The following is an 11,639-nucleotide window of genomic DNA, read 5'->3' as shown; positions in this document are numbered from 1 at the left end:
GGATTCGGGGAACAGTCAATTCTGACTTTGGCTAAGGCAAGCAAGTATTATATGGACTTCAACCAAGCCATGTTCCGCATGCCCCTCCTGAAGAAATGTCTCGTTGCCGGCACGATTGTCGTTGCGCTGGCTGCCGCCGGTGTTGCTGGCGTATATCACTGGGCCAACAGCCCGATCAACCTGACACCGCCGCAACTCGACGTCACCGTCAAACCGCATAGCAGTCTGCGCAGCGTCACGCTGCAGCTGAACCGCGGCGGCGTGCCGGTCGAGCCGGAACTGTTCGTCGTCATGACGCGCGTGCTCGGGCTGCAGACCCAGCTCAAATCGGGCAACTACGAGTTCAAGAGCGGCGTGACGCCCTACGAAGTGCTGCAGAAGCTTGCCCGCGGCGACGTCAACGAATACGTCGCGACGATCATCGAAGGCTGGACCTTCAAGCGCATGCGTGCCGAACTGGACGCCAATCCGGCCCTCAAGCACGACACCGCCGGCATGAGCGATGCCGATCTGCTGAGCGCGATCGGCGCACCGGAAGCCGCAATCGGCAACGGCGAAGGGTTGTTTTTCCCCGACACCTACCTGTTCGACAAGAACACCAGCGACCTCGACGTGTACCGGCGCGCCTATCATCTGATGCGCGAGCGCCTCGACGAAGCCTGGATGGCACGTTCACCAGGGCTGCCGTACAAGACGCCGTATGATGCACTGACGATGGCATCCATCATCGAGAAGGAAACCGGCAAGCCCTCCGACCGGCCCATGGTCGCGGCGGTGTTCGCGAACCGGCTGCGTGTGGGCATGCCGCTGCAGACCGATCCGACGGTGATCTACGGGATGGGTGACGGCTACACGGGCCATCTGCACAAGCACGACCTGCTGGCCGACACGCCCTACAACACGTACACGCGCATGGGCCTACCGCCAACGCCCATTTCGCTGCCGGGCGTCGCGTCGCTGCAGGCGGCGCTGAACCCGGCGCAGAGCACGGCGCTGTACTTCGTGTCGCGCGGCGACGGCAGCAGCATTTTTTCTGACACACTCGGCGATCACAACAAGGCCGTCGACAAATATATTCGAGGGCAATGATGGCGCGGGGCAAATTCATCACATTCGAAGGCATTGACGGGGCGGGCAAGACCACCCATCTCGCGTGGTTTCGCGAGCGCCTCGAAGCGCACATTGCGGCGAGCGGCCGGAGCGTCGTCATGACCCGCGAACCGGGCGGCACGGCGCTCGGCGAGTCGCTGCGCGAGATTCTGCTGCACCAGACGATGGACCTCGAAACCGAGGCGCTGCTGATGTTCGCCGCGCGCCGCGAACATCTGGCGCAGGTCATCGAGCCGGCGCTCGCGCGCGGCGACTGGGTGCTGTCCGACCGCTTCAGCGACGCCACGTTCGCCTATCAGGGCGGTGGCCGCGGCCTGCCACGCGACAAGCTCGAAGCCCTGGAGCGCTGGGTGCAGGGCGGCTTTCAGCCGGACCTGACGCTGCTGTTCGACGTGTCGCCGGACACTGCCAGCGAGCGCCGCAGCTCGGCGCGCGAGCCGGATCGCTTCGAAAGCGAATCGGACGCGTTTTTCACCCGTACGCGCGCCGAATATCTGCGCCGGGCCGAAGAAGCGCCGTACCGGTTCGCTATCATTGACTCCACGCAGAGCATTCCGCAGATTCAGAAACGACTTGAAGAGCTGATTACAACGCTTTGATTTTTAACAAATATTAATCAGCGTTATAATGACCCGAAAGCTCGTGTTTCACCTGATAAAACAACGACAACCGATTGAATTTAAAGAGAAACAATGATTTATCCGTGGCAAGCCGATGACTGGAACCGTCTGCAACAGCTACGCGGGCATTGGCCACATGCGTTGCTGCTCCATGGGCAAGCCGGGATCGGCAAGCTGCGCTTTGCGCAGCATCTGGCGCAAGGGCTGTTGTGCGAGGCCCAGCTTCCGAACGGCGAGCCGTGCGGAACGTGCGCCGCGTGCAACTGGTTCGTGCAGGGCAACCATCCGGACTACCGGATCGTCGTGCCCGAGGCGTTAGCCGCCGAAGCCGGTCTCGCCAGCGCGGCCGCTGATGAAAAAGCTGACAAAGCCGACGCCGACGACGCCAAAAAGACCCGCGCGCCGAGCAAGGAAATCAAGATCGAACAGGTGCGCGCACTGCTCGATTTCACTGGCGTGGGTTCGCATCGCGGCGGGGCGCGCGTCGTCGTGCTGGCGCCGGCCGAGGCGCTCAACGTGGCCGCCGCCAACGCGCTCCTGAAAACGCTCGAAGAGCCGCCGGCGGGCGTGGTGTTTCTGATGGTGTCGGCGCGCATCGACCGTCTGCTGCCGACCATCATCAGCCGCTGCCGCCAGTGGCCGATGACCGCGCCCGCGCCGGAGATCGCGACGCCGTGGCTCGCCGCGCAGGGCGTGGCCGACGCGCCGGCGCTGCTCGCCGAGGCGGGCGGCGCGCCGCTCACCGCGCTGGCGCTGGCGAGCGACGAGAACCGGACCTTGCGCGACTGGACCCTCAAACAGCTCGCTGCCGGCCCGCAGTGCGATGCGTTCGCGTGCGCCGAGGCGCTGCAAAAGCTGCCGGTGCCGCTCGTGCTCGGCTGGCTGCAGCGTTGGCTGTATGACCTGCTGGCTCAGCGGACCGCTGGGGCACCGCGTTACTTCCCGCAGGCTGCGGCGGCATTGGACCGCTGCGCCGCGCAGACGGATGCCACGGCGTTCGCCCGCTTTATCAAGACCGTGACGCGTCAGCGCGCGGTGGAAAATCATCCGCTGAACGCGCGGCTGGTCTTCGAGGAACTGTTTATCGGCTACCGCGATCTGTTCGCCTGAGGCAGCTGGCCGCTTCCGCTAGTCGATGGCTCGCTGACACGTCGGCAGGCGAGCGGCGAGGCGGGCCGTACGCGGCCCTGGCCGCGGCGTAGCGCAATGACACGTGGTTCGCGGCCGCCTACGCCCCGATTGCACCTGTCCATACCTGACTTTTTTCAGAACCACCACCCGACACACCCGCCATCATGAGCCTTTCGTACCGCGACGCCACACTCGACGATCTGCCCGCCATCGTCGCCATTTACAACTCGACCGTGCCGTCGCGCCTGGTCACCGCGGATCTGGAGCCGGTGAGTGTCGAGAGCCGGCTCGCCTGGTTTCATGCCCATGGTCCGGAAAAGCGGCCGCTGTGGGTGGTGGAAGACGGCGACCGGATCATCGCGTGGCTGAGCTTTTCGGATTTTTACGGCCGCCCGGCCTATCTGCGGACGGCCGAGGTCAGCATCTATCTGGACGAAGCAGCACGCGGCAAAGGACTCGGCAAGCAGTTGCTGGCCGAGGCGCTGTCGGCCGCGCCGGGGCTCGGCATCCATACCGTGCTGGGCTTCATTTTCGGCCACAATGAAGCGAGCCTGCGCCTGTTCCGCGGCTTCGGCTTTGGCGAGTGGGGTGCGCTGCCGCGCGTCGCGGTGCTGGACGGCATCGAGCGCGACCTGTTGATTCTCGGCCGGCGGATCGATTCCGCTGCCTGATGCACGCTGGCTGGCCCCACACCCATTCGATTCACCGCAGGACACCACCATGTTTGTCGATTCGCACTGTCACATCAACTTCGAAGGACTCGGCGACCGTCTCCCGCAGGTCATCGAGAACATGCGCAGCCACTCGGTCACGCATGCGCTGTGCGTGTCCGTCGACCTCGAAAGCCTGCCGTCCGTGCTGGCGGTTGCCGAGGCGTACGAGAACGTCTTCGCTTCGGTCGGCGTACACCCCGATCATGAGGATGCCCAGGAACCAAGCGTGGCCGAGCTGGTCGAGCTGGCCAAACATCCCAAGGTGGTGGCGATCGGCGAGACGGGCCTCGACTACTACCGCCTCGAAGGCCGCACGATCGCCGACATGGAATGGCAGCGCGAGCGCTTTCGCACTCATATCCGCGCTGCGCATGCCACGGGCAAGCCGCTGATCATCCACACACGCTCGTCGTCGGAAGACACGCTGCGGATCATGGCCGAAGAACGCGCGGGCGAGCCGGGCGGTGTGATGCACTGCTTCACGGAACCGTGGGCTGTCGCCCAGCAGGCGCTGGCGCAGAATTTTTACATCTCGCTGTCGGGCATCGTCACGTTCAAGAGCGCGACGGAGGTGCAGGACGTCGCTCGCCGCGTGCCGCTCGAGCGTTTGCTGATTGAAACCGACTCACCGTACCTCGCTCCGGTGCCTTATCGTGGCAAGCCGAATGAACCTGCGTACGTAAGTTATGTCGGACGCTTCATCGCGCAACAACGCGAGATGCCGGATGCGGCGCTGGGCGCCGCAACGACCGAAAACTTCTTCCGGCTCTTCAGGATTCCCGCAGCAGCCGCCGCGTGAATCTGGAAATTGAATATTATCAACAAGATAGGGACGATTCCTAAAGCTATATATGAATAAATATCTGACCCAGGCCAACGCCCAGAACGCTTCGTCCTCCGTTGTAAACGCCAACTGCACCGGCATGCTCGCGTCGCTGCGCCGAGGCGCTGCCCGCGTGTCGCGCGTCGCGCTGGCCGGCGGCTTCGCCTGCGCGGCGCTCGCCGCTTTGCCGGCTCACGCCGCCCCGGCCGATACGATGATCAAGGCCGTCAAATTCGACGATGTCAGCGAGGTCAACAAGCAGCTTTCGCACGGCATGGACCCGAATCTGACCGACGACCAGGGTATCCCGCTGCTGGTATTGGCTGCCCGCGAGAAGTCCGACAAGGTTGTCGCGGCACTGATCGCCAACCCGAAGACCAACATCGAGATCACGGACAAGGCCGGCGAAAACGCCATGATGATGGCCTCGCTCAATGGCGACATCAACATCGTGCAAACGCTGATCGCGAAGGACGCCGAGGTCAACAAGAAGGGCTGGGCGCCGTTGCACTACGCGGCCGCCAACGGTCACGACGACATCGTCAAGCTGCTGCTCGACCACTCCGCTTACGTCGATGCCGGCTCGCCGAACGGCACCACGCCGCTGATGATGGCTGCGCGCGGCGGCCATGTGTCGACGGTGAAGCTGCTGCTCGACAACGGCGCCGACCTGAATGTAAAAAACCAGATTGGCATGAACGCGCTCGACTTTGCCAAGCAGTACAAGGAACCGGATGTCGTCGAGGGCCTGACGGCGAGAATGCAGCAAACGCAACAGAAGTAACGTGCCGGCATGCCTCGCATGCAGAAAAACAGTGCAGAATAACGGCTACGGCGCGCTTTGGGGCGCGCCGTTTCTATGCGGCATCAGACCGCTCGATAATCACCCTGGAAGGATCACCATGCTGCGGGCTTTGATTTGCGCCAGTGCGCTTGCCGTACCGCTAACGGCAGCCGCATTCACGGGAGGCGACCTCAACAAGCTGTGCGAGAAAACGGATGTGGCATCGCGTAGCGCGTGCGCTGCGTATATTGAAGGCGCGGCCGACGGCGTCTTCAACACGATCGACGCGATCGGCGGCACCACCGGCCCAAGGGTCGGCCAGTATTTCTGCCTGCCGCCGGACGCGCGCTCGCAACAGCTGACCGATGCGGTGCGCAAGTACATTGCGGAGAATCCAAACGCGGTGGGTTATAACGCCAGCACCGCAATTTCGCTGGGGCTCGGCAAGGCGTTTCCCTGCCGAAGCGGCGAGTAACGCGCCGGCTGAATCCGCCCGGGTCCGGCTTCGTGAAGCCAGTCCGAGGTGTGCCTGAACCCTGTCTGCGGCCACTGCATGGGGCCCGGCCCCCACCGGGCTTGCAACTGATCGTCCTCGCGACCGGTCGAACTGTCATTTCTTAGCCGCGAACCAGGGCGCCGCGCCAGCGCGCGAGGCCCTCGGAACCAGGAGGACAATAGACATGGGCAGGCTGATCGTCGTATCGAATCGTGTGGCAACCCCGACGGAAACCAAAGGATCGGCAGGGGGGCTAGCGGTCGGCGTATTCGGTGCATTGAAAGACGCGGGGGGCGTGTGGTTCGGCTGGAGCGGCGACGTCGTCAGCGAAACCGTCGCCAACGCTGGTCCGACGCTCGAGCAGGAAGGTGCTGTGACCTTCGCTACCGTCGGGCTCACGCGCAAGGACTACGATCAGTATTACCGCGGTTTTTCGAACGCGACGCTGTGGCCGGTCTTCCACTATCGCAACGATCTGGCGCGCTACGAGCGCGAGGAATATGCCGGCTACCGGCGCGTCAACGCGTGGCTCGCCCACCGTCTCATCAAGCTGCTCGAGCCCGACGACATCATCTGGGTCCACGACTACCATCTGATCCCGTTCGCCGAAGCGCTGCGTTCCGAAGGCATCACGAACCGCATCGGCTTCTTCCTGCATATCCCGTTTCCCGCGCCGCAGATCCTGCTCAACATCCCGCCGCATGAAGAGCTGGCGAAGTCGCTGTGCTGCTACGACCTGCTCGGTTTCCAGACTGCCACCGACGAGCTCGCCTTTCACGACTACCTTGTGCGCCACGCGCGCGGCAGCGTGACGGCCGACGGTCACGCGGAAGCCTTTGGACGCCGCCTGCGCACGGGTGTCTACCGGATCGGCGTGTTCCCCGACGAGATTGCCGAGCAGGCGCAGCGCTACGAGAGCCGTCAGCATGTACTCGATCTCAAGCAGAGCCTCGAAGGACGCAAGCTGATCATGAGCGTCGACCGGCTCGATTATTCGAAAGGCCTCGTCGAGCGGTTCCGCGCCTTCGAGCATCTGCTGGAACGCTCGCCGGAGTGGCGCGGCAATGTCACGCTGGTGCAGATCGCGCCGCCCACCCGCTCCGACGTCGCCACTTATCAGCAGATCCGCCAGGACCTTGAATACGAAGCAGGTCGCATCAACGGCCGCTATTCGGGCCTCGACTACACGCCGATCCGCTATCTGAACCAGCGTTATGACCGCTGGAAGCTGATGTCGCTGTTTCGCGAGTCGCAAATCGGCTTCGTCACGCCGTTGCACGACGGCATGAACCTGGTCGCCAAGGAGTACGTGGCGGCGCAGAACCCCGACGATCCAGGCGTGCTCGTGCTGTCGGTCTTCGCGGGCGCGGCGGCTGAACTGAGCGGGGCGCTGCTGGTGAATCCACATGACGCAGTGGGGATGTGCGAAGCGCTGCAGCGTGCGCTGTCCATGCCGCTCGAGGCACGTCAACGGCGTCACGAGATCAATATGGAAGCGCTGCGCAAGAACGATCTCGGTGTGTGGCGCGACTCATTCCTGCACGACTTGCGCAGCGTCCCGCTGCATGGGGCGGGTGCCGCGGGGCGGTCGTCCTGATGGGTGGCGCGCGGGGTGGTGCGAGCGATGCATCGATGAACGCCGTATGGCTGGAGGCTTCATGCTGACCACGCTGGCGATTGCCAACTATCGTTCGTTGCGGGAAGTGATCGCGCCGCTCGGTCCGTTGAATATTGTCACCGGGCCCAACGGCAGCGGCAAATCGAGCGTGTATCGCGCATTGCGGCTACTGGCGATGACGGCGCGCGGCGGTGTGATTGCCTCGCTGGCGCGCGAAGGCGGCTTGCCATCGACGCTCTGGGCCGGCCCCGAACGCTTCTCGCGCGCCATGCTGAGCGGCGAGCTACCGGTGCAGGGCGTGCGGCGCGACGATCCGGTCAATCTGCGGCTCGGCTTTGCCGGCGACCAGTTCGGTTACGCCATCGACCTCGGTTTGCCGACCATCAAGCCGACGACGACGGCGTTCTCGCTCGACCCGGTCATCAAGCGCGAATGCATCTGGAGCGGTCCGCTGCTGCGGCCCTCGGCGATGCTGGTGGACCGCCACGGCCCGACGCTGCGCACCCGTGACGACAGCGGCGAGTGGCAGACCATCCCGCAGCCGGTGGCGAGCTTCGACAGCATGATGACGGAGTTCTCCGACCCGCGCACCGCGCCGGAGATGATCGCGGTGCGCGAGCAGATCCGCTCGTGGCGCTTCTACGACCATTTCCGCACCGATAGCGAATCGCCCGTGCGCCTGCCGCAGATCGGCACGCACACGCCGGTGCTTGGCGACGACGGCTCGGATCTCGCCGCAGCGCTGCAGACGATCCGCGAAATCGGCGACGCCGCCGCGCTTGACGACGCTATCGACGACGCCTTTCCCGGCGCCAGCATCGCGGTGATCAACCTCGACGGCCGCTTCGAAGTGACGATGCATCAGCACGGGCTATTGCGTCCGCTCAAGGGCGCCGAGTTGTCCGACGGCACCCTGCGCTATCTGCTGCTGGTGGCGGCGTTGCTGACGCCGCGCCCACCCGCCTTGCTGGTGCTGAACGAACCGGAGACGAGTCTGCATCCCGATCTGCTGCCGGCATTGGCACGGCTGATTGCCCGGGCCTCGCGCCATTCGCAGGTGCTGGTGGTGTCGCACGCGGCGCGCCTCATTGCCGCGCTCGAACGGGAAGACGGCAGCCAGTCGATCGTGCTCGAAAAGCAGCTCGGCGCCACCCGGATTGCCGGAGCGGATGCACTCGATATGCCGCCGTGGAAGTGGCCCTCCCGATAAGCCGGGATGTGTTTCCTGACTGTAACAGCGCATAGGAATTGAAAGGTTTGTGGGCTTTTTTGTACGCGATCGGCAATAATCGGCAGTAACCGGTGAAATAAGCCGGCGAAATAAGCGGGTGCAATAAGTACACAAACTGGCGCGAGCAAACGCAACGCCGGTCATTACATTGATTGGAGACATAGGCGCTGGCATACTCGTGCGCCGCTGACAAGGCCGTTGCAGGCTGCTGCGCTGGATGTCCGGGCTCAGCGTGGCCAGGCCGTCAGTTTCACGGAGAGACACGATGAGAATTGCTCAGATCGCCCCCTTGACCGAATCGGTGCCGCCCAAGCTATATGGCGGGACCGAGCGCGTCGTGTCGTACATTACCGAGGCGCTGGTAGACCTCGGCCACGACGTGACGCTGTTTGCCAGCGGCGACTCGGTGACCTCCGCAAAACTCGAGGCTGTGTGGCCGCGCGCCCTGCGGCTCGACCCCGGCATCCGGGACCGCATCGCGCCACATATGCTGCTGATGGAACTGGTGCGCCGCCAGGCGGACCAGTTCGACGTGCTCCATTTTCACATGGACTATTACTCGTTCTCGGTGTTCAAACGCCAGGACACACCGTTCGTTACGACGCTGCACGGCCGCCTCGATTTGCCCGAGCAGCAGCCCGTGTTCGACACGTTCAACACCGCACCGGTGATCTCGATATCGAATTCGCAGCGTCACCCCTTGCCGCAGGCCAAATGGCTGACCACGGTGTATCACGGGCTGCCTGAGAACCTCTACACGCCGCAACCGGTGGAGCAGAAGTATCTGGCCTTCCTCGGCCGCATCTCGCCGGAAAAGCGCGTCGACACGGCGATCCGCATTGCGGGCCGCTGCGGCCTGCCGATCCGGATCGCGGCCAAGGTCGACAGTGCTGACCTCGAATACTTCGAGCGCGATATCAAACCGCTGCTGGATCTGCCGTATGTGGAATTTATCGGCGAGATCGCCGATAACCAGAAGGCCGAATTTCTGTCGGGCGCGCATGCGCTGCTGTTCCCGATCGACTGGCCCGAGCCGTTCGGTCTCGTGATGATCGAGGCGATGGCCTGCGGCACACCGGTTATCGGCTTCAATCGCGGGGCCGTGCCGGAAGTACTGGACGACGGCGTGACAGGCTTTATCGTCGAGGACGAGATTGGCGCAGTGGCTGCCGTGAACCGTCTGCACAAGGTGCCGCGTGCCGGCGTGCGCGAGCACTTCGAGGCGCGCTTCACGTCGCACCGGATGGCGCAGGAGTATGTCCAGGCGTATCAGTCGGTGATTCGCGCGCAAAAGCGTTCACGCTTCAAGGTGATCGACACGACCACCACGCCGCGTTGATCCCGGCGTGCGTCTAGCAAATAAAAACGGCGATGCCTGCAGCATCGCCGTTTTTGTCTGGGATCGCATCAAGACGCGCGATCCCGGATCCTGCCCGCCTAGATATGCAGGCGCGACACCTTCGTGCCGTTGATCGAAACATCGCCCATCAGACCAGCATTGGTGAGGATGAACACTTCGACCGGTGCGGTGGCCGTAGTGGTGTCGATCGCGCCGTTCGCGCCCATCTTGACGAGAGCGACTGAGGCATCGCCGCCTGCCGACCAGCCGTCGGTATTGCGGAATTTGTCGAGCGCGTCCTGCGTCATGAACAGGAAGATGATGGCCTTCGACTGCGCGCCGGCCTGCAGGCCGAACGAGCCCGAGACCGTGCTGTAGTAGCCGACCGTGCCGCCGCCGACCTTCAGCGAGCCTTCGCCATACTGGCCGCCGACGATAAAGCCGGCTTGCAGCACCGACGGGAATACCAGTACGCCACGCGCCTTCGACACGAGCTCACGCGAGCCGGGCACCGTCTGGAAGAGGCGCGACATCGTCCCATCGACGCTGGAGTCAATCGACTGCCGCTTCGACATGTTGGTCGCCGCGTTGTCGGGGGTGCCTGACGACGTGGTGCATCCAGCGAGTGCAAGGCTTCCGAAAGCTAGCGCAGCGGTAGTCTTCAGCATGAAGTTTCGTCTTTGCATCGTTTTTCTCCGTCACGGTTCCTGGGTGCAACCACGCTTTTTTACCGGGCTGCCAGGTTAGTTATATCACACGCACGAGTAAAGGGTGCGTTCCCGCTTGCGACGAAAACCCTTGTGGGACGGGCGTTTGCGGCAAATATGAAAAGTCATTGGGGTAACTATGACCGATCACTGGACCGCCTTCGAAGGGCTTCGTACGCACGGAAGGACGCAGAATTTGTGCCTGAGATGGCGGCTCGCCAGCACCGGCGGAGCGGTGTCTTTCGTGCACCCGGCAGGTCGCTTTTTACCGATTTTCAGCGCGACACAGGACGATTGAAATAAATATGAAAGGTTAAGGGGTGTGTTGCGCGCACGCCGCAATGCCGACGGTGTTGCGCGATCGTACGGACTCGCCGCGATACCTGACGCCAGCGAGCGGGTGCACGTGCACCCTTCAATGATTCTGCGTGCTTTTGATGGGTGGTGGAGGGCGGCGTAGCGCGCGGCGAACGCCGCCGATCAGCGCCCCGAGGAGAAACAGCGTGATGGCCGGCACGATCCAGTAACCGACGAACGCGTGCCAGAGATACGCGAACAGCGTAGTACGGCGCAAGGAGTATTCGTCACGGGCCTCCTGCTGACGGGGTGCGTTGGCGCTCAGCACGTCTGCCGGGCAACCTGCCGCGCGTGCCTCATCCGGCTCGCCATGACAGCGGGCGGGGGCACCGGCGGCGCGTTGCGCGTCGGTGAAATTCCACGTGGTCAGGGCGCGGTCGAGGTCAACGGCGTTGTAGGCCATTTCCTCCTGAATCTCGCGCACCGCGACGATCGCGACCGGCACCGCCCAAAAGACGATGACGACCAGCCACCGCCTGAACCAGCGGTTTTTCTGTCTCCATACCATTCTTGCCTCCGATCAATGCTCTGTGGCATCAACGACAAGATGGCGGCCCGATGGCGCATGGTGTTTTATAGGTGGGCCGTCTCCGCAGCCATCATAGAAGAAAATGCTGCAATCGGGGCGAACGGACTTTGAAAGGCGGGAAAGCGGCCGGGAGGCCGGATGCTGCTGATGGCGCAACTAGCGCTGACAGGCGCGGCGGCCT

General features: G+C 63.5%; 12 protein-coding genes. 10 read left to right on the top strand and 2 right to left on the bottom strand.

Going from position 1 to position 11,639, the window contains the following annotated elements; genetic code table 11:
• The first annotated feature begins 78 nt into the window (after positions 1–78).
• From mltG to BUS06_RS13165, 10 genes are all read left to right on the top strand, one after another.
• Positions 79–1,089 carry an endolytic transglycosylase MltG gene (gene mltG / locus BUS06_RS13210; RefSeq protein WP_074266080.1) on the top strand — a complete coding sequence of 337 codons (1,011 nt, stop codon included), beginning with the start codon at positions 79–81 and terminating at the stop codon, positions 1,087–1,089.
• The gene (gene tmk / locus BUS06_RS13205) at positions 1,089–1,709 is read left to right on the top strand and encodes a dTMP kinase (protein ID WP_074264660.1); all 621 of its coding nucleotides are present in this window, start codon (positions 1,089–1,091) and stop codon (positions 1,707–1,709) included. Before mltG ends, tmk begins: the two co-directional genes overlap by 1 nt.
• Before the next feature lie 93 nt (positions 1,710–1,802).
• Positions 1,803–2,840, top strand: coding sequence for a DNA polymerase III subunit delta' (locus BUS06_RS13200; RefSeq protein ID WP_074264659.1), 1,038 nt, complete (start codon positions 1,803–1,805; stop codon positions 2,838–2,840).
• A gap of 185 nt (positions 2,841–3,025) precedes the next feature.
• Positions 3,026–3,532: a GNAT family N-acetyltransferase gene (locus BUS06_RS13195; protein ID WP_074264658.1), complete on the top strand. Its 507-nt coding sequence runs from the start codon at positions 3,026–3,028 to the stop codon at positions 3,530–3,532.
• Between the two features lie 49 nt (positions 3,533–3,581).
• A complete protein-coding gene (locus BUS06_RS13190; protein ID WP_074264657.1) occupies positions 3,582–4,373 on the top strand; it encodes a TatD family hydrolase in 792 nt (263 codons plus the stop codon).
• 124 nt (positions 4,374–4,497) lie between these two features.
• Positions 4,498–5,181, top strand: coding sequence for an ankyrin repeat domain-containing protein (locus tag BUS06_RS13185; RefSeq protein ID WP_254368902.1), 684 nt, complete (start codon positions 4,498–4,500; stop codon positions 5,179–5,181).
• Between the two features lie 118 nt (positions 5,182–5,299).
• Positions 5,300–5,656 carry a Rap1a/Tai family immunity protein gene (locus tag BUS06_RS13180; protein ID WP_074264655.1) on the top strand — a complete coding sequence of 119 codons (357 nt, stop codon included), beginning with the start codon at positions 5,300–5,302 and terminating at the stop codon, positions 5,654–5,656.
• 205 nt (positions 5,657–5,861) lie between these two features.
• Positions 5,862–7,274, top strand: coding sequence for an alpha,alpha-trehalose-phosphate synthase (UDP-forming) (otsA, locus tag BUS06_RS13175; protein WP_074264654.1), 1,413 nt, complete (start codon positions 5,862–5,864; stop codon positions 7,272–7,274).
• 61 nt (positions 7,275–7,335) lie between these two features.
• A complete protein-coding gene (locus tag BUS06_RS13170; RefSeq protein ID WP_074264653.1) occupies positions 7,336–8,505 on the top strand; it encodes an AAA family ATPase in 1,170 nt (389 codons plus the stop codon).
• A gap of 286 nt (positions 8,506–8,791) precedes the next feature.
• Positions 8,792–9,865, top strand: coding sequence for a glycosyltransferase family 4 protein (locus BUS06_RS13165; protein WP_074264652.1), 1,074 nt, complete (start codon positions 8,792–8,794; stop codon positions 9,863–9,865).
• A 98-nt stretch (positions 9,866–9,963) separates the two neighbouring features.
• On the opposite strand, the gene BUS06_RS13160 is transcribed toward BUS06_RS13165, so the two are convergent.
• The gene (locus tag BUS06_RS13160) at positions 9,964–10,551 is read right to left on the bottom strand and encodes a BPSL1445 family SYLF domain-containing lipoprotein (protein ID WP_074264651.1); all 588 of its coding nucleotides are present in this window, start codon (positions 10,549–10,551) and stop codon (positions 9,964–9,966) included.
• Positions 10,552–10,987: 436 nt separating this feature from the next.
• A complete protein-coding gene (locus tag BUS06_RS13155; protein WP_074264650.1) occupies positions 10,988–11,437 on the bottom strand; it encodes a hypothetical protein in 450 nt (149 codons plus the stop codon).
• Positions 11,438–11,639: the final 202 nt, after the last annotated feature.

It is taken from the genome of Paraburkholderia phenazinium (genome assembly GCF_900141745.1).
GTDB lineage: Bacteria > Pseudomonadota > Gammaproteobacteria > Burkholderiales > Burkholderiaceae > Paraburkholderia > Paraburkholderia phenazinium_B.
Note: the sequence above shows the minus strand (reverse complement) of the source record. Positions and strands in the feature narration are given on the sequence as shown.

What these genes read in the sequence shown, in the direction of transcription:
- mltG (WP_074266080.1), top strand. Translation starts at nt 79, where the DNA reads ATGCCCCTCCTGAAGAAATGTCTCGTTGCCGGCACGATTGTCGTTGCG.
- tmk (WP_074264660.1), top strand. Translation starts at nt 1,089, where the DNA reads ATGGCGCGGGGCAAATTCATCACATTCGAAGGCATTGACGGGGCGGGC.
- BUS06_RS13200 (WP_074264659.1), top strand. Translation starts at nt 1,803, where the DNA reads ATGATTTATCCGTGGCAAGCCGATGACTGGAACCGTCTGCAACAGCTA.
- BUS06_RS13195 (WP_074264658.1), top strand. Translation starts at nt 3,026, where the DNA reads ATGAGCCTTTCGTACCGCGACGCCACACTCGACGATCTGCCCGCCATC.
- BUS06_RS13190 (WP_074264657.1), top strand. Translation starts at nt 3,582, where the DNA reads ATGTTTGTCGATTCGCACTGTCACATCAACTTCGAAGGACTCGGCGAC.
- BUS06_RS13185 (WP_254368902.1), top strand. Translation starts at nt 4,498, where the DNA reads ATGCTCGCGTCGCTGCGCCGAGGCGCTGCCCGCGTGTCGCGCGTCGCG.
- BUS06_RS13180 (WP_074264655.1), top strand. Translation starts at nt 5,300, where the DNA reads ATGCTGCGGGCTTTGATTTGCGCCAGTGCGCTTGCCGTACCGCTAACG.
- otsA (WP_074264654.1), top strand. Translation starts at nt 5,862, where the DNA reads ATGGGCAGGCTGATCGTCGTATCGAATCGTGTGGCAACCCCGACGGAA.
- BUS06_RS13170 (WP_074264653.1), top strand. Translation starts at nt 7,336, where the DNA reads ATGCTGACCACGCTGGCGATTGCCAACTATCGTTCGTTGCGGGAAGTG.
- BUS06_RS13165 (WP_074264652.1), top strand. Translation starts at nt 8,792, where the DNA reads ATGAGAATTGCTCAGATCGCCCCCTTGACCGAATCGGTGCCGCCCAAG.
- BUS06_RS13160 (WP_074264651.1), bottom strand. Translation starts at nt 10,551, where the DNA reads ATGCAAAGACGAAACTTCATGCTGAAGACTACCGCTGCGCTAGCTTTC.
- BUS06_RS13155 (WP_074264650.1), bottom strand. Translation starts at nt 11,437, where the DNA reads ATGGTATGGAGACAGAAAAACCGCTGGTTCAGGCGGTGGCTGGTCGTC.